The organism is Streptomyces sp. NPDC004658 (assembly GCF_040609555.1).
Lineage (GTDB): Bacteria > Actinomycetota > Actinomycetes > Streptomycetales > Streptomycetaceae > Streptomyces.
This window is the reverse complement of the sequence record NZ_JBEXKG010000013.1, coordinates 40,849-66,874: the sequence shown is the minus strand read 5'-3', so window position 1 is coordinate 66,874 and position 26,026 is coordinate 40,849. Positions and strand designations below refer to the sequence as shown.

The following is a 26,026-nucleotide window of genomic DNA, read 5'->3' as shown; positions in this document are numbered from 1 at the left end:
ACACCACAGGTTGGGGAAGACATGCGCGCACGCACAGCTCTGGTGGGCGGCACCGCCCTGCTCCTCTCGGCGGCCCTCGCGGGACCGGCCGTCGCGGCCGGTCCCGCCCCCCACGAGCGCACCCGCGAGGCCGTCGAGGCGGCGGTCCGGGCCGGTGCCCCCGGCGCGACCGTCACCGCGCGGGACGGCCACGGCGTCTGGTCCGCCACCGCCGGCGTGGGCGACACCCGCACGGGCCGGCCGCGCTCGCCCGCCGACCGCTTCCGGATCGCCAGCATCACCAAGACCTTCGTCGCCACCGTGCTGCTCCAGCTGGAGGCGGAGGGCCGGCTCTCGCTCGACGACCCGGTGGACCGGTGGCTGCCGGGCGTGGTCCGCGGTCATGGCCACGACGGCCGCCGGATCACCGTCCGGCAGCTGCTGAACCACACCAGCGGCATCCACGACTACCTCGCCGACCCCGGCTTCCGCGCCGCCTACTTCACCGCGGACGGCTTCTTCCGGCACCGCTACGACACCCTCACCCCCCGGGACCTGGTGGACTTCTCGATGCGGCACGCGCCGGACTTCGCGCCGGGCACCTCCTGGCGGTACTCCAACACCAACTACGTCCTCGCCGGGATGGTGATCGAGAAGGTGACGGGCCGGTCGTACGCCACCGAGATCGACCGCCGGATCATCGCCCCGCTCCACCTGCGGGCGACCTCGGTGCCCGGCACGCGGGCCGGCCTGCCCCGGCCGAGCAGCAGGGCGTACTCGACGTTCAGGGTCCCCGGCGGCCCGGTGTACGACGTCACGGCCCTCAACCCGTCCATGGCGTCCTCCGCCGGAGAGATGATCTCCGACGCCGCCGACCTGTCCCGCTTCTACGGCGCCCTGCTCGGCGGCGAGCTGCTCCCGGCACGGCAGCTGAGGGAGATGAGGGCCACGGTGGCCACGGAGGCCGACGCCCCCCGTGTCCGCTACGGCCTCGGCCTCATGGACACCCGGCTGACCTGCGGCGTCCACGTCTGGGGCCACGACGGCGGCATCCACGGCTCGGTGTCCGAGGCGGCGACGACGGCGGACGGCCGGCACTCCGTGGCGGTCAACCTCAACGGGGACTGGGCCGGGGACACGGTGGACGTGCTGGAGAAGGAATTCTGTTAGCCAACGTTTCACGCACGTAGTGCCGCGTTCACTCGCGCGCAATGTCCGTACCGCCTCATATCGGCTAACCCGCTGTTCACGGGGATGGCTCGATTTTTGTGCAAGGCGGGTGGTCGTGTGCGCGCGAGGCACGGACTGCGTGTGCTGTCGGTCTACGAGGGCTTCTTCTCCGGAGGGGCCCGGATCGTGCATTCCGACGTCGTTCTGGGACTGGCCGAGGGCGGCCAGTCCCACCGGGTGCTCAGCATCCATGGAGAGGTCCACCGCGAGGCCACCCGGCAGCGCATGGAGGACGACGCCTGCTACCGGGCGCTGACCGCCGGCGGGGTCGGCGTCACCTCCCTCGGCCGTACCGCGGGGCTGGTGGACGGCACGGTCGCGGCGAACGTTTTCAGCGGCCCCGAGCTGGCCGAAACCGCTCGGTCCATGGCCGCGGCGGACGTGATCCTGTCGCTGAAGGAGCAGCCGCTCGCGCTGCTCAACCAGGCCGGGCTGCCCCGCCGCCCGGTCGTGGTCTGCCTGCACCGCTCCGACCCGGAGAACCAGGGCCCCGCCCTGGCCGAGCTGAAGGCCGCCGTCGCCGACGGCACGGTGGCGGCCTGCGTCTGCTGCGCCGAGTCCACGCGGGACGCCTACGCGGCCGCCGGCATCCCGCGCGAGCTGCTGCACGTCATCCCCAACGGGGTGGACCTGATCCGCTTCCGCCCGGACCCGGCCGCCCGTGTGGCGTTCCGCGCCTGCCTGGGCATCCCGGCCGCGGCACCGGTGACCGTCTTCGCGGCCCGCTACGCCGCGATGAAGAACGTCCCGCTGTTCCTGCGCGCCGCCCGCGCCTGGCTCGCCCGCGAGCCGGAGGGGCACGTCCTGATGTGCGGCGCGGGCATGGACGACACCAACCCGGCGCTGTGGGCCGACCTGGAGATCGCGTTCGGCGCGGACCGGCACCTCGCGGAGCGGGTGCACCGGCTCGGCGTACGCCGTGACATGGAGACCGTGTACGCGGCCGCCGACGTCGTCGCCCTCACCTCCGCCTCCGGGGAGGCGGCGCCGCTGTGCCTGATCGAGGGCATGATGTGCGGCGCGGTCCCGGTGACGACGGACGTGGGCGACAGCGCGGAGATCGTCCGGGGCCACGGGTTCGTCACCCCGCAGGACCCCGAGGCCATCGCCCTGGCCTGGTCCGCGGCGGTCGCCGGCAGGGCCGGTCTGGCCCCGGCGCTCGCGGCGAGCCGCGAACGCTTCAGCCGTACGCGCATGATCGCGGCGTACGCGGCCCTGCTCGACGGCGTGCACACGGAGGCCTCGCGGCTGCCCGAGCCGCTGTAGCGGTCACGTCACCCGGGTGAGCACCGGGAGGTAGCCGAGGGACTGCCCCGGTGCCGTCGGGTGGTACGACTCGGTGATCGCCAGCACGTCGACACCGCGCAGCCAGGGCCGGGCCGAGCAGATCTCGTGGCCGGCGAACGCGGCGGTGACGTCGGCGAAGGTGAACCCGTGGGCGGTGGCGCGCCGGGCGATCACGGCGTTGAGGTGGTCGACCGCGTCGTTCAGCGTGGCGCGCTCGCCGTCCGGGAGGCCCAGCGCGCAGGAGCCCTGGAGGTGGTAGAGGTGCGGGTAGCCGAGCACCACGACACGGGCGGCGGGGGCCCGCTCACGGATGGCCGCGTAGAGCCGGTCGAGGTTCTTCGAGAGGGATCCGTCGATCGTGGTGCGGGCCCGGGAGACGGCGGACAGGCACCCCTTGGCGCCGCCCAGCGCACAGTTCGCGATGACGGAGACGAAGCCCGAGTCGCTGCCGCCGACGGTGAGCGTGACCAGTGCGGTGCGCGGGCCGAGGTGTCCGAGCTGGTCGGTCAGGACGTCCTCGGCGCCGGCGCCGTTGCACGCGGCGAAGGTGAAGGACGCCGGTGCGTGGGCCTCGGCCCACAGCACGGGGAAGGCCCGGCTGCTGCGCTTGCACTCGGTGCCGGAGGCCAGGTAGTCGCCGGCCCCGGCGCCGGAGGAGTAGGAGTCGCCGAGGGCCACGTAGCCGCCGGTCATGGCGCGGGGGGCCACCTGTGCCGTGGCCGGGTCGGCGAACGCGCAGGCGGCCGCGAGGAGGAGGGAGCACGCTCCTGCCGCTATTCGGGGGTGTCTCATGACTCTCCTGTACAGCGGCCCGCCCCCGTGCCGCCCGCCCTGCTGGTCCGTTCCGGTGAGGCGTCACCCGGCCGGCGCAGCAGAACAGGACAAGCGGCCGGCCGTCGCTACCGGGGCAGCACCACCACGTACGCGGCCGGGTCACGGTCCCCGGACGCCATCAGCGCGGTCCGCACCACCGCGGCCTGCTGCTCCATGGAGTCCCGCAGCTTCCTGGGCGTGATGTACACGACCGTGATGCCGAGGCGCTCCAGGTGCTCGCGCTTGCGGGCGTACTCGGACCACAGCGCGTCGTCGTCCTGGCCCTGGCCCTGCCGGTGGCCCTGCCGGGGCGCGCGGGTGTCCAGTTCGACGGCGACGGCCTGGTCGGGCCAGTAGGCGTCCAGGCCGCCCAGGTGCGGGCCGCCGGGCAGGCGAAGGTCGACGTTCCAGACCGGGTCGGGCAGACCGTACTCGCGGACCATCCGGTACAGGCGGTCCTCGGCGATCGAGCGGCCCTCGGCGAGCAGCGCGTCCACGGCGTCCACGACGTGCGGGCGGTTCAGCAGCCTGGCCAGGGTCAGTTCCCGGACGACCGCGGCCGGTTCGCAGTGGCCGCCGCGCACCGCCTCGGTCAGCAGCCGCCGCACCGCCTGCGCGTCGGTCAGCTCCGCCACCGCGTCCGCCAGTGCCCGGGGCACCGGCGCCACCGGCAGGCCGGTCACCGTCCGCGGGACGGGCAGGGCGGGGGTGCGCAGGACGCGGACGTAGCCGGTGGAGCGCAGCCGGCGCTGGCGCGGCACCAGGACGTCCACGTGGTCGAGGGCGGTCAGCGGCGGGGTGGACGAGAAGCCGTGCAGGGTCAGCGCCGCCAGTCCGGTGAGCACCGCGTCCTGGTACACCGGCCGGTGCGGGCTCTCGGCCGTCGGCTGGACCGGGACGCCCGGCTCCGTCGCGCGGGCCGCGTACAGCAGGGCCCCGTGCAGCCGCTCCTCCCCGGTGGGCGGGCCGGGGTGCAGCAGGATCACGTGCGGGAGCAGTTCCCGCCAGGGGCCGCCGGGGCGGCACTGCTCGGCCAGCTCGGCCGTCGTCACGCCGTGGGCGCGCAGCTGGGCGGCCGTCAGGACGCGGCGGTGGACGTCGGAGAGGTGGCGCAGGGGGCGGGGGGAGAGCGGGGTGTTGTGGGTCATGGCCTCGGGATTCCCGCGCCCGGTCCGGACCGTAACCGCTGTTACACGCCTGTCGATGAATGCGGACAAGCCGGGACTAAAGGTCAGGTGTTCGGATGCCGAGTAGGGAAGCAAAACCCCTGGTCCGATCGGGTGCGAACCAGGGGTTACGGCTATGTTTGCCCGAATTTCGTAACGGTCACCGGCCGGGCAAGCTCAGGCCAAAGCTCACCGGTCGGCCGCGGCGTCGCACTCCTGCGCGCGCAGTGCCCGCGCCAGGTCGTCCCGCGCCTCCAGCACCAGCCGGCGCAGCGCCGGCGCGGCGTCCCGGTGCGCCTCCAGCCACGCGTCCGTCGCGTCCAGCGTCTCCGGCCGGTCCTGGTACGCCGGGAACAGACCCCGCACCACGTCCATGCCGATCTGGATCGACCGCTCCCGCCACACCCGCTCGATCGCCGCGAAGTACAGCTGCGCGTACGGCGCGGTCAGCTCCCGCTGCGACGGCTGCTGGAAGCCCGAGATCGTCGCCTCCACCAGCGCGTTCGACAGCGCGTCGGACTCCACCACCTGCGCCCACGCCTGTGCCTTGACCGGCGCCGACGGCCGCGCCGCCAGGCAGCGCACCTGGTGCCGCTTGCCGGAGGCCGTGTCGTCCCGGGCCAGCTCCGCCGCCAGCACCGACTCGTCCGCCGCCCCGTGCGCGGCCAGCGGCTCCAGGAACGCCCAGCGCAGCTCCTGGTCCACCTCCAGCCCCTCGATCTCGACCGTGCCGTCCAGCAGGTCCGTCAGCAGCTTCAGGTCCGGCTCGGCGGACGCCACGGAGGCGAAGAACCGCGCCCACGCGAGCTGGTGCTCGCTGCCCGGCTCCGCCTCCCGCAGCTCCCGCAGCGCCCCCTCGGCCAGCAGCTCCCCGCCGGTCTCCCGCCAGTCCGGCGCCGCGTAGTGCGTCAGCGCGGAGTTCGCCCAGGCGTGCAGCATCTGGAGCACCCCGATGTCCGACTCGCGGCCCGCGAAGCGCAGCACGAGAGCGATGAAGTCCCGCGCCGGCAGCAGCGCGTCCCGGGTCATGTTCCACAGCGCCGACCAGCACAGCGCGCGGGCCAGCGGATCGGTGAGCGCGCCCAGGTCCGTCCGGAGCGTCGCCAGCGAGGTCTCGTCGAACCGGACCTTGCAGTAGGTCAGGTCGTCGTCGTTGACCAGCACCAGCTCCGGCGCCTCGGAACCCGCCAGCTCCGCCACGACCGTGCGCGGCTCGTGCACGTCGGTCTCCACGCGCGCGTACCGCTCCACCGCGCCCTCGGGCGTACGCCGGTACAGGCCCACCGCGATCCGGTGCGGGCGCAGCTCCGGGTGCGACTCCGGGGCCTCCTGGAGGATCGCCAGCTCGGCGATCCGGCCGCCCTCGGTGTCCAGCAGCACCTGCGGGGTCAGCGAGTTCACCCCGGCCGTCTGGAGCCAGGACGCCGCCCACGCCGTCATGTCCCGGCCGCTGGTCTCGGCCAGCACCGACAGCAGGTCGCCGAGGCGCGTGTTGCCGTAGGCGTGCCGCTTGAAGTAGCGCCGGGCGCCCTCCAGGAAGGCGTCCCGGCCGACGTACGCCACCAGCTGCTTGAGCACCGAGGCGCCCTTGGCGTAGGTGATGCCGTCGAAGTTCAGCTTGGCGTCCTCCAGGTCGCGGATGTCCGCCGTGATCGGGTGCGTGGACGGCAGCTGGTCCGCGCGGTACGCCCAGGCCTTGCGGCGGTTGGCGAAGGTGATCCACGCGTCCTTGAAGCGGGTCGCGCCCACGTTGGCGAACGTGCCCATGAAGTCCGCGAAGGACTCCTTCAGCCACAGGTCGTCCCACCACTCCATGGTGACCAGGTCGCCGAACCACATGTGCGCCATCTCGTGCAGGATGACGTTGGCCCGCGCCTCGTACGACGCCTGCGTCACCTTCCCGCGGAAGATGTACTCCTCGCGGAAGGTCACCAGGCCCGGGTTCTCCATCGCGCCCAGGTTGTATTCCGGCACGAACGCCTGGTCGTACTTCCCGAACGGGTACGGGTAGTCGAAGTGGTCGTGGAAGAAGTCCAGGCCCTGCTTGGTCATCAGGAACACGTCGTCCGCGTCGAAGTGCGGCGCGAGACCCTTGCGGCACATCGCGCCGAGCGGGATCTCCAGCTTCGTGCCGTCCTCGAAGGTCCGGGTGTAGGAGTCCGTCACGTAGTGGTACGGGCCCGCCACCACGCACGTGATGTACGTCGAGATCGGCTTCGTCTCCGCGAACCGCCAGACCCCGTCGGCGAGTTCACCGGCGCCGTTGCTCCACACGGTCCAGCCCTCCGGTGCCCGCACCTCGAAGCGGTACGGCGCCTTCAGGTCCGGCTGCTCGAAGTTCGCGAAGACGCGGCGGGCGTCGGCCGGCTCGTACTGCGTGTACAGGTAGACCTCGCCGTCCTCCGGGTCGACGAAGCGGTGCAGGCCCTCGCCGGTGCGGGAGTAGGCGCACTGCGCGTCCACCACCAGCTCGTTCTCCGCGGCCAGGTCCTCCAGCTCGATCCGCGAGCCGTCGAACACCTCGCCCGGGTCCAGGTCCCGCCCGTTGAGCGACACGGACGTCACGCGCGGGGCGACCAGATCGGCGAAGCTGGACGCGCCCGGCTCGTTGCAGCGGAAGCGGATGGTGGTCACCGAGCGGAACGTGCGCGGCTCGCCGCCCGCGTCGCCGACGGCGGACCGCAGGTCCAGGGACACCTCGTAGCCGTCGACGGACAGCAGTGCGGCCCGCTCCCGGGCCTCGTCGCGGGACAGATTCTCACCGGGCACGGACGGCACTCCCTCGTGATCGCGTGGTTGGCGGCTGAACAGCACCGATCCTCCCATGTGCCCCTGACAGGGAGGACGGGGAATGGCACAGCGGGCAGCGGCGTTTCCCCGGGAAAAGTGTTCCCCCCGAGGAGAGACATGTCGGACAAGACCCCCGTCGACTTCTGGTTCGACCCGCTGTGCCCCTGGGCCTGGATGACCTCCCGCTGGGTGCTGGAGGTGGAGAAGGTCCGGGACATCGAGGTCCGCTGGCATGTGATGAGCCTCGCCGTGCTCAACGAGAACAGGCTCGACGAGCTGCCCGAGGAGTACCGCGAGATGCTCGCGACCAAGGCGTGGGGTCCGGTCCGCGTCGTCATCGCGGCCCAGCAGGAGCACGGCCCGGAGGTGCTCGGCGACCTGTACACCGCGCTCGGCACCCGCATCCACAACCAGGGTGAGGGGCCGGAGAAGTCGGCCGTGGCCGCCGCTCTGAAGGACGTCGGGCTGCCCGAGTCCCTCATGGACCACTGGGACTCCACCCCGTACGAGTCCGAGCTGCGCGCCTCCCACCAGGAGGGCATCGAGAAGGTCGGCCAGGACGTCGGCACCCCGGTCATCGCCGTACCCGGCCCCGACGGCGAGCAGATCGCCTTCTTCGGCCCCGTCGTCACCCCCGCCCCCCAGGGCGAGGAGGCGGCCCGCCTGTGGGACGGCACGATCGCCGTGGCGTCGGTCCCGGGCTTCTACGAGATCAAGCGGACCCGCACCAAGGGCCCGGACTTCAGCAACCTGTAAACGGCGGCGCCGGGCCCGGCGCCGAGGACCCCCGCGCGGCGGCGCGCGGAACGGCCGCGCCGCGCCGGATCGCCGCCGCCCATCCCGGTGGAGGTGTCCTGGTCGTCGCCCACAGCACCCGGGATCCGCGTCGGCGGGGACAGCACCGCGCTCCTCTCGCTCAACCTGCCCTGCGCGCAGGGGAAGGCCCCCGTGAGTCACGTCCTCACGGGGGTCTTCTCCCATCCGCCCGCCGTCGTGAAGGGTGAGAAGACGATCACGAGAGGCAGGACGTTCTCAGGGGGCCAGGAGCAGCACGTTCGCGCGGGACTTCGCCGCCGCGTACCGCTTCGCGACGTCCTGCCAGTTGACGACCTGCCACATGGCCTCGATGAAGTCGACCTTCTGGTTGCGGTACTGGAGGTAGAAGGCGTGCTCCCAGGCGTCGAAGACCAGGATCGGGGTGGAGCCCTGGCCGACGTTGCCCTGGTGGTCGTAGACCTGCTCCACGACCAGCCGCCCGCTCAGCGGCTCGTGGGCGAGGACGCCCCAGCCGGAGCCCTGGGTGGTCGCGGCGGCCTTGGACAGCTGGGTCCTGAAGGCCGCGAAGGAGCCGAAGGACTCCTTGATCGCCTCGGCCAGCTCGCCCACGCCGTCGGCGGCCAGCGGCTCCCCGCCGCCGTCCTTCGGGCCCGTCATGTTCTGCCAGTAGATCGAGTGCAGGATGTGCCCGGACAGGTGGAAGCCGAGGTTCTTCTGCAGGCCGTTGATCGAGCCCCACGCCTCCTTGTCCCGCGCCTCGGCGAGCTGCTCCAGCGTGTCGTTCGCGCCCTTCACATAGGCCGCGTGGTGCTTGTCGTGATGCAGTTCGATGATCTCGGGACTGATCACGGGCGCGAGCGCCGCGTAGTCGTAGGGCAGCTCGGGCAGCGTGTAGACGGGCATGGGTGATCCCCTCCGGACCTTATTGCAAGTGTCTTGCAACTGCACGTTAGCAACAACAGCTGCGAGGCAACAGAAAGGCCCCCACGTGTCGCACGTGGGGGCCTCGCCGGGGACGCGTCCGTCAGCGCCCGGCCCGGGACCGCTGCCAGGCGTACCCCACCGCCGCCAGGACCACGGTCATCCCGCCCGTCGAGTACAGCTGGACGCGGGTGTCCGGCTCACGGGCCATCAGGACGAAGATCGTGGCCATCCCGGCCAGGGCCACCCAGGTCAGCCACGGGAAGCCCCACATGCGGACGACCAGCTTCTCCGGGGCCTCGCGTTCGATGCGGCGCCGCAGCAGCAGCTGGGAGACCGCGATGAAGATCCAGACGACCAGGATGACCGCGCCGATCATGTTCAGCAGCCAGGGGAACACGTCGTCCGGGCGCCAGTAGCTGAGCAGCACGCACACGAAGCCGAAGAAGCAGGAGGTGAGGACCGCGGCGCGCGGAACCCCGCCGGACAGCCTGGCCAGCGCCTTCGGGCCCTGGCCGCGCTCGACCAGCGAGTAGGCGATGCGCGAGGAGCCGTAGATGTTGGCGTTCATCGCGGACAGCAGGGCGACCAGGACGACCACCTTCATCAGCTGGCCCGCGCCGGGGATGCCCAGGTGGTCGAGGGTGGCGACGTACGGGCCCTTCGCCACGACCGCCTCGGAGTCCCACGGGACGAGCGTGACGACGACCGCCATGGAGCCGATGTAGAACAGGGCGATCCGCCACATCGCCGTACGCACGGCGGAGGCCACGCCCCGCACCGGGTCCTCCGACTCGGCGGCCGCGATGGTGACCGTCTCCAGGCCGCCGTACGCGAAGACCGAGGCGAGCAGGCCGACCAGCAGGCCCTCGCTGCCGTGCGGCAGGAAGTCGGTCAGGTTCGACGTGCCGGGGGAGTCGGTGCCGGGCAGCACGCCCGCGATGGCCAGCCCGCCCAGGATCAGGAACAGGCTGATCGCGCCCACCTTCAGCGCGGCGAACCAGAACTCGAACTCGCCGAAGTTCTTCACGGCGGCCAGGTTCGCCCCGCAGAAGACGACCATGAACAGCGCGACCCACATCCACTGCGGGGTGCCCGGCAGCCAGCCCTGGACGATCTTCGCGGCGCCGATGCCCTCCAGGCCCACCGCCGTACAGAGCAGGACCCAGAAGGACCAGCCCGCCGCGAAGCCCGCCCAGGGGCCGATCGCCCGTTCGGCGTGCGCGGAGAAGGAACCCGAGGACGGGTAGGCGGCGGACATCTCGCCGAGCATCCGCATCACCAGCATCACCAGGACGCCGGAGAGGGCGTAGGCGATCACGATGGACGGGCCGGCGGCGGCGATGCCCGCGCCGGAGCCGACGAACAGGCCCGCGCCGATCACCCCGCCCAGGGCGATCATCGACAGGTGGCGCTGCTTGAGGCCGTGGGAGAGGGAGGCGTCCGCCCGCTGCTGCGGGGGCGTCTCCTGGGTCGTGCTGCTGCTGGGCATGGGGTCGGCTCTCCCAGGGCAATGGACGGGCAAAAACGCCGCCAGTCTGGGCGGCCCGTCCGCTGACGTGACAGGACCGCCCACTATCCGGACAACCGGTGCACCCAGGGTGAAGGGACGGTTACGCGGCCAGAGGTGTATAGTGCGACGCGTCGCCCTCGATCGAGTAGCTCTCCTTGCCCTCGATGCCGACCGGGACGTCACCGGCGACGGTCACCCGGTGCAGGCGGCGCGGCAGGCCGTCGTAGTTGTCGATGGCGTAGTGCTGGGTGATGCGGTTGTCGAAGAGGACCAGCTGGCGCTCCGACCAGCGGTGGCGCAGCACGTTCTCCGGGCGCGTGACGTACGCCTGGAGCAGGTCCAGGACCTTGCGCGACTCGCCCGCAGACAGGCCGACGATCCGCTGCGCGAACCCGCCGATGAACAGCCCGCGCTCGCCGGTCAGGGGATGGACGCGGACCACGGGGTGCGCGGTGCGGTACCTGATGGACGTGAACTGGGCGCGCTGGGCCGCCCGCTCCTCGTCGATCTCCTCGTCCGGCACCGCGTAGTCGTAGTCGTTCGTGTGCTCCGCCCACAGGGTGTCGGCGAGGCGCCGCAGCGGCTCGGGCAGGTCGCGGTAGGCCGCCGCCGCGTTGGCGATCAGCGTCTCGCCGCCGTACGGCGGAACGGTCAGCGAACGCAGGGTGCTGGCCTGCGGCGGATTGAGGACGAAGGTGACGTCCGTGTGCCAGTGGTTGGCGCGGCCCCGCTCGCTGTCGACCGGCAGCACGTTCGGGGCGCCGTCGACCGCGCCGACCGTCGGGTGGGCCGTGGTCAGGTCGCCGAAGTGGCGCGCGAAGGCCTGCTGCCCGGCGTCGTCCAGGTCGCCGGCGTCGAAGACGAGCGCCTTGTGGACATGGAGGGCCTCACGGATCGCGGTGACCTCCTCCGGGGCGAGCGGCCGGGTGATGTCGACGCCGGAGACGCGTGCGCCGATGCGGGCGGTGACCTTGGTGAGCTCGATGGACATCGGGGTTCCTCTCAGCTGAAGGCGGGGGTCAGGTACTGGTTGGCGGGGCGGGGGAGGCCGTAGCGCTCCCGGAGGGTCTGCCGCGGCCCGTACTCGGTGCGGAACAGGCCGCGGGCGCGCAGGCGCGGTACGACGTGCTCGACGAAGGCGTCCAGACCGGACGGCAGCACGGCCGGCATGATGTTGAAACCGTCGGCGGCGCCTCGCGTGAACCAGGTCTCGATCCGGTCGGCGACCTGCTCGGGCGTCCCGGCGAAGGTGAGGTGCCCGCGCCCGCCGCCGAGCCGGCCGATCAGCTGCCGGACGGTGAGCCGGTCGCGCCGGGCCAGCTCCACGACCAGCGTGTAGCGGCTCTTGGCGCCCTCGACGGCGGACTCGGGCGGCAGATCGGCGGGGAGCGGGCCGTCCAGCTCCAGCGTGCCCGCCGGGAGGCGCAGCAGGTCCTCCAGGCGGCCCACGCCGTGCTCGTACACGATGTGGTCCTCCAGCAGGCGCTCGGCGGCCCGCGCCTCGGCCTCCGTCGACCCGAGCACCGGGACGATCCCGGGCAGCACCTTCAGCTGCCCGGGGTCCCGGCCGGCCCGGGCGGCACGGGACTTGAGGTCGGCGTAGAAGTCCTGGGCGCCGGCGAGGGTCTGCTGGGCGGTGAACACCGCCTCCGCGTACCGGGCGGCGAAGGCCTTGCCGTCCTCGGAGGACCCGGCCTGGACCAGCAGCGGGTACCCCTGCGGGGTCCGCGGCACATTGAGGGGGCCGGCGACGCTGAAGTACCTCCCCCGGTGCCGGGGCGGGTGGATCTTGCTGTCGTCGCCCCAGACGCCGGCCGCCTTGTCGGCGACGATCGCGTCGTCCTCCCAGCTGTCCCACAGCTTGAGGGCCACGTCCAGGAACTCGGCGGCGCGCGCGTACCGCTCCGCGTGCGAGGGCTCCTCGGCGAGCCCGAAGTTGCGCGCGGCCTCCTTGCCCGCGGTGGTGACGATGTTCCAGCCGGCCCGGCCGCCGCTGACGATGTCCAGCGAGGCGAACCGGCGGGCCAGGTTGTACGGGGAGTTGTAGGAGGTGGACGCGGTGGCGATCAGGCCGATGTGCTCGGTGGCCGTCGCCAGCGCGGTCAGCAGGGTGAGCGGTTCCAGCGCGCCGGCCGGCCGCTGGGCGAGGTTGCTCCACAGCTGGGGGCCGTCGGCGAGGAAGAGCGAGTCGAAGGTGCCGCGTTCGGCGGTCCGGGCGAGCCCCACGTAGTGGCTCAGCTCCACATGGGCGTACGGGTCGCTCTCGGGGAGCCGCCAGGACGCCTCGTGGTGCCCGGTGTTCATCAGGAACGCGTTCAGGTGGAGCTGTCGTGCGGTCACCGGTGGCCCTCCGTGACGCCGAGGGCGGCCAGCAGCCGCTCGCGGTACTCGCCCAGCACCGGCTCGCGGTACGAGCGCGGGTGGGGACGGTCGATGGTCAGGTCGAGGCCGATCCGGCCCCGGTCCAGGACGAGGACCCGGTCGGCGAGCACGATCGCCTCGTCCACGTCGTGGGTGACGAGCAGGACGGACGGCCGGTGGCGCGTCCACAGCTCGCGCAGCAGGTGGTGCATCCTGATCCGGGTGAGCGCGTCCAGCGCCCCGAACGGCTCGTCCGCCAGCAGCAGCTCCGGCTCGCGCACCAGGGAGCGGGCCAGCGCCGCCCGCTGGGCCTCGCCGCCGGACAGCTCGCCCGGCCAGGCCCGCTCCCGCCCCGCGAGGCCCACCTCCGCGAGAGCGGCCCGGCCGCGTGCGACGGCGTCCTTGCCGTCCAGGCCGAGCAGGACGTTGTCCAGCACCCGGCGCCAGGGCAGCAGCCGCGAGTCCTGGAACACCACCGACACCCGCTCGGGCGCGGTCAGCCGCCCGCCGCCGGCCACCCCGTGGTCCAGGCCGGCGACCGCCCGCAGCAGGGTGGACTTGCCGGAACCGCTGTGCCCGAGCAGGGCCGTGAACTGCCCGGCGGGCAGGTCCAGATCGATGCCGTCGAGGACGGTACGGCCCGCGAACGAGCGGGTCAGGCCGCGCAGCCGGACGGCCGGCCGGATCAGCTGCTCAGTGTGCGGCGCCATGACAGCACCCTCCGTTCGATGAGACGGACCACGCTGTCGGTGACCAGGCCGAACACGCCGTAGATCAGCAGGCCGACCAGGATGACGTCGGTCTGGCCGTAGTTCTGCGCCTGGAACATCAGGTAGCCGAGCCCGCTGGTGGCGTTGATCTGCTCCAGGACCACCAGCCCCAGCCAGGAGCCGGTGACGCCGAGCCGGAGTCCCACGAAGAATCCGGGCAGCGCGCCGGGGATCACGACCTGGCGGACGAAGGTGAACCGGGACAGGCCCTGGACCTCGGCGAGTTCGACGAACCGGCTGTCGATGCCGGACAGCGCGGCGTGCGTGTTCAGGTAGACCGGGACGTAGACGACGATCGCGATGATGGCGATCTTGAAGGTCTCGCCGATGCCCAGCCAGAGGATGAACAGCGGGATCAGACCGAGGGTGGGGATCGCCCGGTTCAGCTGCACGGTCCCGTCGATCAGTGCTTCCCCGGCCCGGCTCAGACCGGAGGCGAGGGCGAGCAGCACCCCGGCGGTCAGGCCGAGCGCGAAGCCGTAGCCGGCCCGCTTGAGGGACGTCAGCACATCGGTGGGCAGGGTGCCGTCGGTCCACAGATGGCCGGCGGTGCGCAGGACGGTCCAGGGCGCGGGGATCGCCCCCGGGTCCAGCGCTCCGGCGGCCGAGGCGGCGGCCCACACGGCGAGCAGCACCAGCGGGCCGGTCAGCCGGGCGGCGGGCAGCCGGCGGCCGGGGGAGAGCCGGCGGCGCCAGCGGACCTGGGGCAGGTCCCCGGCGGCGGCGCGGGGGACGGCGGTCGTCGTGGTCACGGCGGTCACCTCCGGTACTCCTCGGGTACGGCCTTCGCGGCGATCGGCTCGAAGCGGTGGTCGAACAGCGAGGACACGTCGAACTTCTTCACGAAGCCGCCCTCGGCGAGCAGATCGGCGGTCTCCTGCTCCCACCGGATGGCCTCGTCCCAGCTGGGCGGGAACAGCGGCTTGTTGGCCAGGGCGGAGACGCCCCGCGCCTGTTCGAGGGTGAGGTTCTGCGTCTTGACGTAGAACTCCTCGTTCCACACGTCCGGGTGCTCGTACTGCCACACCTGTCCCTTGGCCCACTGCGGGATGTAGGCGGCGACCGCGGCGGCCTTCGCCGGGTCGTTCAGCACGGACTGCGGCGCCCACAGCAGGTTGAGCAGGTCGACGACGTCGGTGGGCAGGGAACGGGCGCCCTTGGGCCCGTACTGCTTCAGGTAGGCGGGCGCCTGGTTGATGGCGAGCGGGGCCACGTCCACCTGCCCGGACTGCAGGGCGGTGAAGAACTGGTTGCTGGTCAGCGGGACCAGCTTCACCTCGTCGTAGGCCAGGCCCGCCTTCTTCAGCGCCCGCAGCAGCACGACGCCCTGGGCCTGCCCCTGCGAGAAGGCGAGCTTCTTGCCCTTGAAGTCACCGACGGCGCGGATCTCGCTGCCGGGCCTGGTGGCGAACAGGTAGTTGGGCTTGCGGGTGATGTCGATCGCCACGATCTTCGCGTCGAAGCCCTGGTAGTGGGCCTGGATCGGCGGGATGCCCGCGTTGTTGGCGAGGTCCAGGGAGTGGGCGCGGAACGCGTTGATCACGTCCGGGCCCGCCCCGATGTTGACCCAGCCGGAGACCTCGAAGGGCAGCTGGGGCAGCTTGGCCAGCCGGAACTGGAGCTGCTGCTGGTTCAGATAGGAGGCGATCTTCAGGCTGGTGCCGGCCGGGACCTTCGCGGCGAGCGGCTCGGTGGCGGCGCCACGGGTGTCGGCGGCGGCGTTGCCCTGCGCGCAGCCGGACAGGCCGGCGACGGCAGCGGACGCGCCGAAAACGGACGTGAGAAAGGCACGACGGTGCATGGGAGGACTCCCGGGAGAAAAAGGCGAGAAAGCCAGGAGGAATTCCGGGGGAAGCAGGCCGGAGGAAGAGGACTCACGCAGCGGGAAACACGCGCTTCATGCGCGGCAACACGTCAGCAACAGAAGGTGCGACAGCTCGTGAGAGGGCTCATGACCAGGATGTTCCCGGCCGCGATCGACCGCTGTCAACATTCGGAGTTTCTGAATTAAATACCCTCAGGTGATACGCCCAGCGGATCCCGGAACAACGCGTCGAGGACGACGGATCCGCCCGCGACCGCCAGCACGGAATCCGGGAAACTCGTCGGGAGGACGGCGGCGGAACGCGCCGTACCGACCGCGTCCCGCAGCGCCTCCAGGCAGCCCTCGACATGGAGGACACCGACCTCGGTGACGACGACCGTCTCCGGGTTCAGCACGTCCAGCAGCAGCCCGGCCGCCCGGCCGGTGGCACGCGCCCGCTCCACCAGCAGCCGCCGGGCCACCGGGTCCCCGCCCGCCGCCGCGGCCACCACACGCATCGGGTGGGCCGAGTCGGCCACGCCGGCCGCCCGCGCCCGCCGGCACAACGTCCGCTCGCTCAGCTCCGCCTGGAGGCAGCCCGTACGGCCACACGGGCACGGCTCGTTGCCGCCCGGCACCGGCAGATGGGCGATCGCGCCGGCCGCGGAGCGGGGACCGTAGTGCACCTCGTCATGGGTGGCGAAGGCGGCGTCCACCACGTTGCCGACGAACAGGTGCAGCACACTCCGGCTGCCCCGGGCCCGCCCGAACAGCCGCTCCCCGTGCACCAACGCCCGCGCGTGCCCGTCCACTTCGACCGGCAGACCGGTGCGGGCGCCGAGCAGCTCCCGCACCGGCACGTCCCGCCAGCCCAGCAGCTCGTGCTCGACCACGGTGCCAGCCTCCCGGTCCACCCAGCCGCCGACGGCCACCCCGACCCCCAGCGGGCGCCGGCCCGGCACCCCGGCGAACAGCCCCGCGAGTCCTTCGGCGGCCCGTGCCAGCACCCGGTCGGGGTCGGTCCGTTCGTGCCGCAGCTCCCGCCGGGCCACCACCCGGCCCCGCAGATCCAGCAGCGCCACGGTCGTGTACGGCACGGCCACGTGCACCCCGGCGACCAGGAAGCGGGTGTCGTCCAGGTCGACGGGGACGTGCGGCCGGCCGACCCCGTTCGAGCGGCGGGGTGCGACCGACTCCCGGATCAGGCCCCGTTCGGCGAGCCGGGCGCAGTGCTCGGACACCGACGCCGGGGACAGCCCGGTCAGCCGGGCGATGGTGCTGCGCGCCACCGGGCCGTGCTCCAGGACGGAGCGCAGCACGACGCTGGCGCTGGTGCGCCGCCGGTCGCTGTCGGCGGCACGGGGCACGGGCGAGGGCAGGGCGGGAACGGCGGTACGGGGCATGGAGGACCGTCCTGGAGCGGGGCCGACACGTCTCTGAGGCGCGGAGCGGATGAGGCGTGCCGACGGGGCCGCCCCTATCCCGGACGGCGACAGGTGGCCGTGCCCTGGCGTCGCAGGTCGACATAGCGACGCGAGGTGAGATAGCGGGCCTGGGCAACCATGGCTGAAGAGTAGGCCAGGAGGGGGTGTCCGACCAGATCGCCCGCGTTCGTTTGGTGAGACCGCACAGTTCCGTCGGCACCGGCTTCACGTGAGCGAAACGTCCCTGCCTCAGTGATCAGGGTCACGCCCCGACCGGTGTAACCGGCACTCTTTGTCCGGAGCCCACGAAGCTCTCGTTCCGCCCTTTGTCGGGCGCTGACGGTGATCGGCCGCGGCCGGCTCGGATAGCGTCACCCTGTCCCAGCATGTCCCCGTCACCCGCGGAGTCCCCATGAGCACCGCCACCGTCACCGCCCGCCCCGGCGCCGTTCTCGCCGACCTGCTGCCCGCGTCCCGTGTCCGTGACGTCGCCCTCGTCGTCGGCGGTGCGGTGCTCACCGGTCTCGCGGCCCAGGTGTCCGTGCCGGTGCCCGGCTCCCCGGTGCCGGTGACCGGCCAGACCTTCGCCGCGCTGCTCGTCGGCACCGCGCTCGGCGCCCGCCGCGGCTTCCTCTCCCTCGCGCTGTACGCGGTCGCCGGTGTGGCGGGCGTGCCGTGGTTCGCGCAGGGCGCCTCCGGTGCGGGCATGGTCTCCTTCGGCTACGTCCTCGGCATGCTGCTCGCCTCGGCCCTCGTCGGCGCCCTGGCCCGGCGTGGCGCCGACCGCTCCCCGCTGCGCATGGCCGGCGCGATGATCCTCGGTGAGGCCGTCATCTACGCGGTCGGCGTCCCCTACCTGGCCCTGGCCGCCCACCTGTCGGCGTCCCAGGCCGTCGCGGCCGGCCTCACCCCGTTCCTGATCGGTGACGCCCTCAAGGCCGCCCTGGCGATGGGCGCGCTGCCCACGGCCTGGAAGCTGGTCAACCCGGTCGACAAGGACTGACGCCGTAGTTCCTGCGGAAGAGGTTCGCCGGGTCGTAGGTCTCCTTCACCCGGGCGAGCCTCTTCCGCGTCTCGGCGTCGTACGGCCCCGCACCCCGGCCGCCCGCGCCGAAGGCGAAGCCGAGCGACCGGCCGAGCGTGTTGGTGTGGCTCTCGGTGTACGGCATCTCGCGCAGCGAGTCCGACAGCACCGGGCCGGTCTCCCGCAGCGGGGCGACGACGTCCGCGCGTCGGCGAGCGAGCCGCCGTACAGCGTCCGCACCGGGACGAGCCCGATCTCCAGCTCGGTGACGAGCTCCAGCCGGCGCACATGGCCGGCCGCGTACCCGAACTCCCGGGCCAGGATGCCGACCCCACCGCCCAGGGTGTACGACACCGCGCCCACGCCCGGCGCCGAGCCTCCCCCACGCTCGACGCGGGGGAGGTGCCCCCCTGCGCGGCGCCGGCCCGTACGGCTCGGCCGCCCGGACCACCTGCCCCCAGCGCACCCCGGCCCGCACCCGGATCGTCCGCGCCTCGGGGGCGACGGCGATCCCGTCCATCCGCTTCGTCGTCACCAGCAACCCGCCCTCGTAGCCGCCGGGCAGCCCGTGCCCGGTGGCCGGCACGCCCACGGGCAGGCCGCGGGACGAAGACGTGTGCGTCATGGAACGCGGCATGGCCGCACAACCTGACAGCTTCCGTCAGGTCATGCGGCCATGTGGACGTGCCGGGCCGGTGCCGGATCAGCCGACGGACACCTTGTCGGCCGGGGCCTCGGCGGCGGGCGCCGGGCGGCCGGCCCGGATCCGCTCCTTCACCACGGCGATCACCAGCACGATCGCCGCGACCAGCAGCGACAGCAGCACGGTCTCGCGGCCGTCGTGCTTCGTGTCGGTCAGCATGTAGCCGAGGACGAACACGATCAGCGCGGCCGTCGCCCAGGTCAGGTACGGGTACAGCCACATCCGCACGACGAGCTTCTCCGGAGCCTCGCGCTGGATGATCTTCCGCATCCGCAGCTGCGAGAAGCAGATGACCAGCCACACGAACAGGGCGACCGCGCCGGAGGAGTTGACGAGGAAGAGGAAGATCTTGTCCGGGGACAGGTAGTTGAAGAAGACGGCGACGAAGCCGAACACCACGGACGCGAGGATCGCCGCCATCGGCACGCCCCGGCTGTTGACCCGCGCGAACGCCTTCGGCGCGTCGCCCCGCTCGCCGAGCGAGAAGGCCATGCGGGAGGCCGTGTACAGGCCGGAGTTCAGACAGGACAGCACCGAGGTCAGCACGATGAAGTTCATGATCTGACCGGCGTGCGCGATACCCAGCGAGTTCAGGGCGGCGACGTAGGAGCCGTCCTTCGCGATGGACGGGCTGTCCCACGGCAGCAGCGAGACCACGACCAGGATCGAGCCCAGGTAGAAGACGCCGATCCGCCAGATGATGCTGTTGGTGGACTTGGTGACCGCGCGCTGCGGGTCCTCGGACTCGCCGGCCGCCAGTGTGGCGATCTCGCTGCCCATGAAGGAGAACACGACCAGCAGCACACCGGTCAGGATCGAGCCCGGACCGTGCGGCAGGAACCCGCCGTGCGAGGTCAGGTTCCCGAAGCTCGCCTGGTCGGCGTGGACGCCGGGCAGGACGCCGAAGATGGCCAGCAGGCCGACGACGATGAACGCGCCGATCGCCACCACCTTGATGCCGGCGAACCAGAACTCGAACTCGCCGTAGGAGCCGACGGAGACCAGGTTGGTCGCGGTGAGCACGGTCATCACGATGAGCGCCCAGGCCCACTGCGGGACGGCAGGGACCCAGCCTTCGAGGATCTGGGCACCGGCGGTCGCCTCGACGGCGAGCACGACGACCCAGAAGAACCAGTAGAGCCAGCCGATGGAGAACCCGGCCCAGCGGCCCAGCGCGCGGTCGGCGTGCGCCGAGAACGAGCCGGAGGTGGGGTTGGCGGCGGACATCTCGCCGAGCATGCGCATCACGAGGACGACGAGCGTGCCGACGAGGGCGTAGGACAGGAGGATGCCCGGTCCCGCGGTGGCGATTCCGGCTTTGGAACCGACGAAAAGGCCGGCTCCGATGACGCCACCGATCGCGATCATCGAAAGGTGGCGGTTTTTCAGTCCTGCTTGGAGGCCCGAACCAGGGGTCATGGACGGATTTCCTTTGCGCCAGGTAGAGCTGCCCGCACGAGCGGTGTACGAGTCGGTCCAGTGAATCCGAGGTGAACGAATTCGGGAACCTCTGAATCCGTATCGTTACTTGAGGTTGCCTTGAGGTTCTATGGCCTGCCTCACATGTGCCGCCCCGCGTGCCCGCCGACACCCGGGGCTGCTGCCCCGATACGGGCGTGTCACACTCGTTGCATGCGCGTGTATCTCGGCTCCGACCATGCGGGCTACGAACTCAAGAACCACCTCGTCGAGTGGCTGAAGGCCGCCGGCCACGAGCCCGTCGACTGCGGGCCGCACATCTACGACGCCCAGGACGACTACCCGCCCTTCTGCCTCCGTGCCGCGGCGCGGACGGCCGCGGACCCGGACGCCCTCGGCATCGTGATCGGCGGCTCCGGCAACGGCGAGCAGATCGCCGCCAACAAGGTGAAGGGCGTGCGCGCGGCGCTGGCCTGGAGCGAGGAGACGGCGGCCCTCGGCCGGCAGCACAACAACGCCAACGTGGTGGCCGTGGGTGCGCGCATGCACAGCACGGAGGAGGCGACCAAGTTCGTCGAGGTCTTCCTCAACACCCCGTTCTCCGGTGACGAGCGTCACATCCGCCGCATCGACATGCTGTCGGCGTACGAGACCACGGGCGACCTCCCGCCGATCCCGGGCCACCACCCGCAGCAGGACTGAGCCCCCGAGGGGGCGGGAAGGAACGGGCACCCGTGCCAGAGGGGCACACGATCCACCGGCTGGCCCAGGACTACGCCGACCGCTTCTCGGGGCGGCCCGCCCGCGTCACCAGCCCCCAGGGCAAGTTCTCCGACGCCGCGGCCCTGCTGGACCGCACCGAGCCGACCGCGACGGAAGCCCACGGCAAGCACCTCTTCCTGGGCTTCCGGGACGGCGAGTGGGTCCACATCCACCTCGGCCTCTTCGGCAAGGTCGGCTTCGGGGACGCCCCGGCGCCCCCGCCGGCCGACACCGTCCGGCTCCGGCTCGCCAACGACACGTCGTACGCCGACCTGCGCGGCCCCACCACCTGCGCCCTGATCACGGACGCCGAGAAGCGGGCGATCCACGACCGGCTCGGCCCCGACCCGCTGCGCGCGGACGCCGACCCGGGCACGGCCTACCGCAGGATCTCCCGCAGCCGTACGACGATCGCCGCGCTGCTCATGGACCAGAAGATCGTGGCCGGCGTCGGCAACGTCTACCGCGCGGAGGTGCTGTTCCGGCACGGCATCGACCCCTACCGCGCGGGCCGGGACGTCACCCCGGCCGAGTGGGACGCCATCTGGGCCGACCTGGTCGCGCTGATGCGGGAGGGCGTCCGGAACAACCGGATCGACACCGTCCGCCCGGAGCACACCCCGGAGGCCATGGGCCGCCCGCCCCGCGTCGACGACCACGGCGGCGAGGTGTACGTCTACCGCCGGGCGAACCTGCCCTGCCACCTCTGCGGCGACGAGGTCCGCACCGCCGGCCTCGCCGCCCGCAACCTCTTCTGGTGCCCGACCTGCCAGAAACGCTGACCGGTCTGCGGGCAGCGCCGGCCTAGAAGCCGTGGGGCAGCCACGGGGGCACCGGTGAGCCGAACGCCACCGACGCCTCCGTCAGCGCCCCCGGCCGCAGCTCCCGCACCCGCCCGGCCGCCGCGAGCGACAGCAGGCTCACCCCGCCCAGGTACGCCGCGCCCAACTCCCGCACCGACAGGGCGAGGTCGGCCGCGTCGGCCGTCCGCTCGCAGGACGCGCCCTTCGGGTCACCGGTCAGCCGCCAACGCCCCGCGTTCCACGGGCAGAAGGCGTCCTCCACCTCGAACACGACGTCGACCGGGGTCAGATACGTACGGGCCGACAGGGCCGCCCCCACGTCCACGAGCCGGACGTACCCGGCGTCCCGTGCCTGGGGCAGGCAGCGGCGGATGTCGGAGACCAGGTACTGCCAGGCGTCGTCGACCGGCCGCGCCCGCATCTTGAGCGTCGTCATCAGGTCGATGCCGAACAGGAAACGCCACAGCGCCGCCTCGCTCGCCGGATCGAGGGCCGCCAGGTCCTCCAGCGTCACCGTGCCGTCGTGACCGCTCGGCCCCCAGCTCATCTTCGTACGGAAGCGCGTGTACCCGGTGATCTCGCCGTCCCGTTCGACGACCACGCACTGCAGCGCCGACGCGCCCTCCCGCTCGCTCTCCGGATCGACCAGCGCGGCCCGCTCCCAGCCGGGCTGCCGGGCCAGCATGCCCGGACGCCGGGGCACCAGGGCCGCGTACACCGCCTCGCACTCCGCCAGCACGTCGGCGGGCGCCGCGTAGCGCACGCGCAGCTCGTCGGCGCCCTCGGGCACCGCCAGGGTCACCCGGCCGGTGTCGATCTCGGCGAGGAGCTGCAAGGTCGCGGCGCCGTACCCGAAGCGGCCGTAGATCGCGGGCTCGGAGGCGAACAGCGCGGCCAGCGGCTCGCCCTTGGCGCGCGCGTCGTCCAGCAGCCGCCGCATCATCGCCGTCAGGACCCCGCGCCGCCGGTGCGTCGCGGCCACGCTGACCATCGTCACGCCCGCGGTCGGCACCACCGCCCCGCCCGGCACGGTCATCCGGAAGCTGAACGCCCCGGACGTGCCGACGAGCGTGTCCCCGTCCCAGGCGGCCAGGGACCGGTCGAACTCGGTGAGCGACTTGTCCAGTTCCCGCTCCTCGGCGGAGGCCGCTCCGCCGCCGAACGCGCGGACCAGGTGGTCCCACCACCGGTCGAACTCCTCCGGGCGCAGCGTCTTCAACTCGGTCCCGTTCTCAGTCCCCATGCGCCATGCCTATCAGGGCGAAGGAGGGCGAGCCAGTGATTTTCGCCCCGGTCCGGCCCGCCGGAACCCGGCCGACGGGCGGCGAAGTGGAATCCCACAGGGGGGACAAGTGGGACCTCCCGTGCCAAGCAGCCGGTCCGCTGGATAGGGTCGCGAACTGATGGCAGCAGGACGACAGCGGCGCGCGAAGGCCGAGACGTTCACGGCCCGGTGGAAGATGCAGTGGCACCGGGCCCGCGTCGGCCTGCGCAGAAGCGCCGTGGACTACTTCCGCGGGGACGGCTCCGACTGGATCGCCTTCGCCGGGCTGCTGCTGACCGTCCCGGTCCTCGCGACCATGACCCTCCTCGACTCCGTGTGGTGCTCCCCGGCCACCCTGGTGCTGCCGATCGTCGCCGGCGGCCTGCTGCTGCGCCCGGCGAGCCTGCTCGGCCTGTACGCGGCGGCGGCCACCGCGCTGATCGTGGAGTCGGTCCGCCTCGGCCCCTACACCGAGGGTCCCTCCCGGGTCACCCCGGGCGTGGTCCTGGTGGTGGCCGCGTGCGGCTTCTTCGGCCTGCTGACCGCCCAGTTCCGCAGCCGGGTCGGCGTGCCCTGGCGGCGCGGCGGCACCATGCTGTTCGACCTGCGCGAGCGCATCCGGGTGCAGAGCAAGCTCCCGAAGCTGCCGCAGGGCTGGCACCACGAGATGGCGCTGCGCCCGGCGGGCGGCCAGTCCTTCTCCGGTGACTTCGTCGTCGCCGCCCGCACGAACGGCGGCCGGACGCTGGAGGTCGTGCTCACCGACGTGTCCGGCAAGGGCATGGACGCGGGCTCGCGGGCCCTGCTGCTGTCCGGCGCCTTCGGCGGCCTGCTGGGCTCCCTCCCGCCGCACTCCTTCCTCCCGGCCGCCAACGGCTACCTCCTGCGCCAGGAGTGGGAGGAGGGCTTCGCCACCTCCATCCACCTGGTCCTGGACCTGGACTCCGGGGACTACGAGCTGTACTCCGCCGGGCACCCGCCGGGGCTCCAGCTCAGCGCGGGCAGCGGTCGCTGGGAGGAGAAGTCCGCCGAGGGGCCGCTGCTCGGCGTGTACGACGGCGCCCAGTTCGACCCCGTGAAGGGCTCGCTGCGCCCCGGTGACGTGCTGATGCTGTTCACCGACGGACTGGTGGAGACCTCGGACCGGGACATCGTGGAGGGCATCGACCGCCTCACCGGCGAGGCCGACCGCTATGTGGCCGGCGGCTTCCACGGCGCCGCCTGGCACCTCATCGAGGCGGTCGCCAAGGACGTCAACGACGACCGCGCGCTGCTCCTCATCTGCCGCCAGCCGACGGGGAACGGCCGCTGACCCGACCGCCCGGCCGCGGTCGTCCTCCGTGGTGGCCGCCGCTCCCGGGGCGGGGGGACACTGGAGCCATGACCCAGCTCACGCTCGCAGAGGTCGAGGCCGTCGCACGGGCCGCCCACGAGGGGCAGACCGACAAGGCGGGGCTGCCGTACGCCGAACACCTCGCGGCCGTCGCCGAGGGCGTGCGCGCCCGCGGCGGTGACCCGGAGCAGATCGCGGCGGCCTGGCTGCACGACTCCGTCGAGGACGACGCGCTCAGCCGGGAGTGGCTGGCCGCCGCGGCCCTGACCCCGCGTACCAAGGCCATCGTGGACGCCCTCACCAAGCGGCCGGGCGAGGAACTGGAGGCGTACACGCGCCGCATCCTCGCCACCCCGGGCGCGCTGCTGGTGAAGGAGGCCGACCTGGCGCACAACGCCGACCCGCGGCGGCTCGCGGCGCTCGACGGGCCGACCCGGGAACGGCTGGCCGAGAAGTACGCGAGGACGCGCGCGCTTCTCGGCCTCCACGTGTGAGCGGGCTTCCGGGGGAGAGCGGACCGGCTAGACGCCCGCCTTCTCCCGCGGTTTCTGCCGTTCGCGGGCCAGCTCGGCAGCGTCCTCCCGGAACGCCCACTCCATCTTCGGCTCCATCGCGAAGCGGAAGACGCGCTGCACCGGCTTGGTGCACAGCACCGTGACGGCGGCGGCGGCCAGGACGGTGACGGCGACCGCGCCCAGGGCGCCGTACCGCTCGGCGAGGTCGAACCCGCCCGCGTAGAGCGCGCCCTTGACCACGAAGCCGTGGAGCAGATAGCCGTACAGCGTGCCCGCGCCGAGCGCCGTGAACCACGTCCGGCGACCCGGCACCCAGGCGAGGAAACAGGCGGTCAGCAGCAGCGCGCAGCCGAACATGGCGAGCGTCATCAGCGGTCCGGTCCACCAGGGGGCGCCGATGTCCTGCGCCGAACTCTGCCGGTAGAACCATCCGCCGTCCACGCGCGGCACGGTCCACCAGCCGACGGCCAGCGCCGCGGCGAACACCGGTACGGACAGCACCCGCACCGCGCGCCGGCGTATCAGCGCGAAGTGCTCGGGCCTCAGCAGCAGGCCGAGGACGAAGCAGGGCAGGAACTGCAGGACGCGGCCGAGGTCCAGGTTGTCGTCGAGGCCCGGGGTGACCGATCCGACCATGGCGATGCCCAGCGCCAGGGGCAGCGGCCGGCGGACCAGCTTCCACAGGGGGGTGGTCAGGCGCCAGATGAACAGCGCGCACAGGAACCAGGTCAGGTAGTAGGGGGAGACGAGGCTGATCGGGTCGTCGGCCTGGCCCGCGTAGCGCCGGAACAGCGAGTAGGCGATCTGGAACAGCAGGTACGGGACCGCTATGCCGGTGACCAGCCGCTTCAGCCGGTCCGGGCGCATGTCGAAACTGCGGGAGAAGTAGCCGGAGATGACGATGAACGCCGGCATGTGGAAGGTGTACACGACGTTGTACAGGCCTTCGAGGACCCGGTTGTCGGTCTTGATGGCCGACCAGGAGTGCCCCAGTGCCACCAGCACGATCGCCAGGTACTTGGCGTTGTCGAAGAACGCGTCGCGCTGCCTGCCCGGTCTGTCGGTCCGCGACTGCTCCTGCGCGTGTGTCGGGGTTCGCCGATCGGGCACCCCACTCACCGGCGGCTGTGCCGGGGGGAGCGGCCTGCGGCTGTGGCCGGGGGACGTTGCGGCGTCGAACATCTCAGGCACCCTAGCGTCGGCTGTGGGATTCCGTAAAACCCGCCCTGTCATTCCTGGTTATCCCGCCCGGGTACCCCGTAATTCGCCGAACTTGCCATCCTGGTCGACGTGATGATGGGCACACAGGTGTCGTCCGTTCGCCCAGGATGTACCGATTAATACAGACTAATTCGGGCATACTGCGTC

22 protein-coding genes and 1 pseudogene are annotated in these 26,026 nt (G+C 72.3%); 8 read left to right on the top strand and 15 right to left on the bottom strand.

Features of this window, described 5'->3' with window-relative positions:
* Positions 1-21: 21 nt before the first annotated feature.
* Entirely contained in the window at positions 22-1,149 is a 1,128-nt protein-coding gene (locus ABZV94_RS07970; RefSeq protein ID WP_356338354.1) for a serine hydrolase domain-containing protein, read from the top strand.
* Between the two features lie 141 nt (positions 1,150-1,290).
* The gene (locus ABZV94_RS07965; RefSeq protein WP_356338395.1) at positions 1,291-2,475 is read left to right on the top strand and encodes a glycosyltransferase; all 1,185 of its coding nucleotides are present in this window, start codon (positions 1,291-1,293) and stop codon (positions 2,473-2,475) included.
* A gap of 3 nt (positions 2,476-2,478) precedes the next feature.
* On the opposite strand, the gene ABZV94_RS07960 is transcribed toward ABZV94_RS07965, so the two are convergent.
* From ABZV94_RS07960 to pepN, 3 genes are all read right to left on the bottom strand, one after another.
* On the bottom strand, positions 2,479-3,288 hold the full coding sequence (locus ABZV94_RS07960) for an SGNH/GDSL hydrolase family protein (RefSeq protein ID WP_356338352.1): 810 nt from the start codon (positions 3,286-3,288) through the stop codon (positions 2,479-2,481).
* Positions 3,289-3,395: 107 nt separating this feature from the next.
* A complete protein-coding gene (locus ABZV94_RS07955) occupies positions 3,396-4,457 on the bottom strand; it encodes a hypothetical protein (RefSeq protein ID WP_356338350.1) in 1,062 nt (353 codons plus the stop codon).
* A 207-nt stretch (positions 4,458-4,664) separates the two neighbouring features.
* Positions 4,665-7,244, bottom strand: coding sequence for an aminopeptidase N (pepN, locus tag ABZV94_RS07950; RefSeq protein WP_356338348.1), 2,580 nt, complete (start codon positions 7,242-7,244; stop codon positions 4,665-4,667).
* Positions 7,245-7,382: 138 nt separating this feature from the next.
* Here pepN and ABZV94_RS07945 point away from each other — a divergent pair, with 138 nt between their 5' ends.
* Complete coding sequence (locus ABZV94_RS07945) at positions 7,383-8,021, top strand: DsbA family protein (protein WP_356338346.1); 639 nt, start codon at positions 7,383-7,385, stop codon at positions 8,019-8,021.
* Positions 8,022-8,297: 276 nt separating this feature from the next.
* On the opposite strand, the gene ABZV94_RS07940 is transcribed toward ABZV94_RS07945, so the two are convergent.
* The 8 genes from ABZV94_RS07940 to ABZV94_RS07905 form a co-directional block, all read right to left on the bottom strand.
* Positions 8,298-8,945, bottom strand: a complete 648-nt coding sequence (locus tag ABZV94_RS07940) for a superoxide dismutase (protein ID WP_356338344.1) — start codon at positions 8,943-8,945, stop codon at positions 8,298-8,300.
* Between the two features lie 121 nt (positions 8,946-9,066).
* The gene (locus ABZV94_RS07935) at positions 9,067-10,455 is read right to left on the bottom strand and encodes an amino acid permease (protein WP_356338342.1); all 1,389 of its coding nucleotides are present in this window, start codon (positions 10,453-10,455) and stop codon (positions 9,067-9,069) included.
* A 121-nt stretch (positions 10,456-10,576) separates the two neighbouring features.
* Positions 10,577-11,467, bottom strand: coding sequence for a TauD/TfdA family dioxygenase (locus ABZV94_RS07930; protein ID WP_356338340.1), 891 nt, complete (start codon positions 11,465-11,467; stop codon positions 10,577-10,579).
* A gap of 11 nt (positions 11,468-11,478) precedes the next feature.
* Positions 11,479-12,816: an LLM class flavin-dependent oxidoreductase gene (locus ABZV94_RS07925; RefSeq protein WP_356338338.1), complete on the bottom strand. Its 1,338-nt coding sequence runs from the start codon at positions 12,814-12,816 to the stop codon at positions 11,479-11,481.
* Positions 12,813-13,547, bottom strand: coding sequence for an ABC transporter ATP-binding protein (locus tag ABZV94_RS07920; protein ID WP_356338336.1), 735 nt, complete (start codon positions 13,545-13,547; stop codon positions 12,813-12,815). Before ABZV94_RS07920 ends, ABZV94_RS07925 begins: the two co-directional genes overlap by 4 nt.
* Positions 13,523-14,368: an ABC transporter permease gene (locus ABZV94_RS07915; RefSeq protein WP_356338334.1), complete on the bottom strand. Its 846-nt coding sequence runs from the start codon at positions 14,366-14,368 to the stop codon at positions 13,523-13,525. Before ABZV94_RS07915 ends, ABZV94_RS07920 begins: the two co-directional genes overlap by 25 nt.
* Positions 14,365-15,408, bottom strand: a complete 1,044-nt coding sequence (locus ABZV94_RS07910; RefSeq protein WP_356338332.1) for an ABC transporter substrate-binding protein — start codon at positions 15,406-15,408, stop codon at positions 14,365-14,367. The genes ABZV94_RS07915 and ABZV94_RS07910 overlap by 4 nt, the downstream gene beginning before the upstream one ends.
* A 206-nt stretch (positions 15,409-15,614) precedes the next feature.
* Positions 15,615-16,814 carry an ROK family transcriptional regulator gene (locus ABZV94_RS07905; RefSeq protein WP_356338330.1) on the bottom strand — a complete coding sequence of 400 codons (1,200 nt, stop codon included), beginning with the start codon at positions 16,812-16,814 and terminating at the stop codon, positions 15,615-15,617.
* A 433-nt stretch (positions 16,815-17,247) separates the two neighbouring features.
* Here ABZV94_RS07905 and ABZV94_RS07900 point away from each other — a divergent pair, with 433 nt between their 5' ends.
* Positions 17,248-17,838 (top strand): biotin transporter BioY, encoded by a 591-nt coding sequence (locus tag ABZV94_RS07900; RefSeq protein ID WP_356338328.1) that lies wholly within the window; start codon positions 17,248-17,250, stop codon positions 17,836-17,838.
* Here the strand turns inward: ABZV94_RS07900 and ABZV94_RS07895 are convergent.
* Positions 17,816-18,472: pseudogene (locus ABZV94_RS07895) on the bottom strand (FAD-binding protein); the annotation flags it as partial. The gene ABZV94_RS07900 and the pseudogene ABZV94_RS07895 sit on opposite strands and share 23 nt — an antisense overlap.
* Before the next feature lie 90 nt (positions 18,473-18,562).
* Positions 18,563-19,981, bottom strand: a complete 1,419-nt coding sequence (locus ABZV94_RS07890; RefSeq protein WP_356338326.1) for an amino acid permease — start codon at positions 19,979-19,981, stop codon at positions 18,563-18,565.
* A 213-nt stretch (positions 19,982-20,194) separates the two neighbouring features.
* Here ABZV94_RS07890 and ABZV94_RS07885 point away from each other — a divergent pair, with 213 nt between their 5' ends.
* Positions 20,195-20,683, top strand: coding sequence for a ribose-5-phosphate isomerase (locus tag ABZV94_RS07885; protein ID WP_356338324.1), 489 nt, complete (start codon positions 20,195-20,197; stop codon positions 20,681-20,683).
* A 32-nt stretch (positions 20,684-20,715) separates the two neighbouring features.
* Positions 20,716-21,525, top strand: coding sequence for a DNA-formamidopyrimidine glycosylase family protein (locus tag ABZV94_RS07880; RefSeq protein ID WP_356338322.1), 810 nt, complete (start codon positions 20,716-20,718; stop codon positions 21,523-21,525).
* Positions 21,526-21,547: 22 nt separating this feature from the next.
* Here ABZV94_RS07880 and ABZV94_RS07875 read toward each other — a convergent pair whose 3' ends face one another.
* Positions 21,548-22,789 carry a GNAT family N-acetyltransferase gene (locus ABZV94_RS07875; protein ID WP_356338320.1) on the bottom strand — a complete coding sequence of 414 codons (1,242 nt, stop codon included), beginning with the start codon at positions 22,787-22,789 and terminating at the stop codon, positions 21,548-21,550.
* A 160-nt stretch (positions 22,790-22,949) separates the two neighbouring features.
* Between ABZV94_RS07875 and ABZV94_RS07870 the strand changes: the two genes are divergently transcribed.
* A complete protein-coding gene (locus ABZV94_RS07870) occupies positions 22,950-24,122 on the top strand; it encodes a PP2C family protein-serine/threonine phosphatase (protein WP_356338318.1) in 1,173 nt (390 codons plus the stop codon).
* A 68-nt stretch (positions 24,123-24,190) separates the two neighbouring features.
* Positions 24,191-24,637: an HD domain-containing protein gene (locus ABZV94_RS07865; RefSeq protein WP_356338316.1), complete on the top strand. Its 447-nt coding sequence runs from the start codon at positions 24,191-24,193 to the stop codon at positions 24,635-24,637.
* A 27-nt stretch (positions 24,638-24,664) separates the two neighbouring features.
* On the opposite strand, the gene ABZV94_RS07860 is transcribed toward ABZV94_RS07865, so the two are convergent.
* Positions 24,665-25,768 carry an acyltransferase family protein gene (locus ABZV94_RS07860; RefSeq protein WP_356338314.1) on the bottom strand — a complete coding sequence of 368 codons (1,104 nt, stop codon included), beginning with the start codon at positions 25,766-25,768 and terminating at the stop codon, positions 24,665-24,667.
* Between the last annotated feature and the right edge of the window lie 258 nt (positions 25,769-26,026).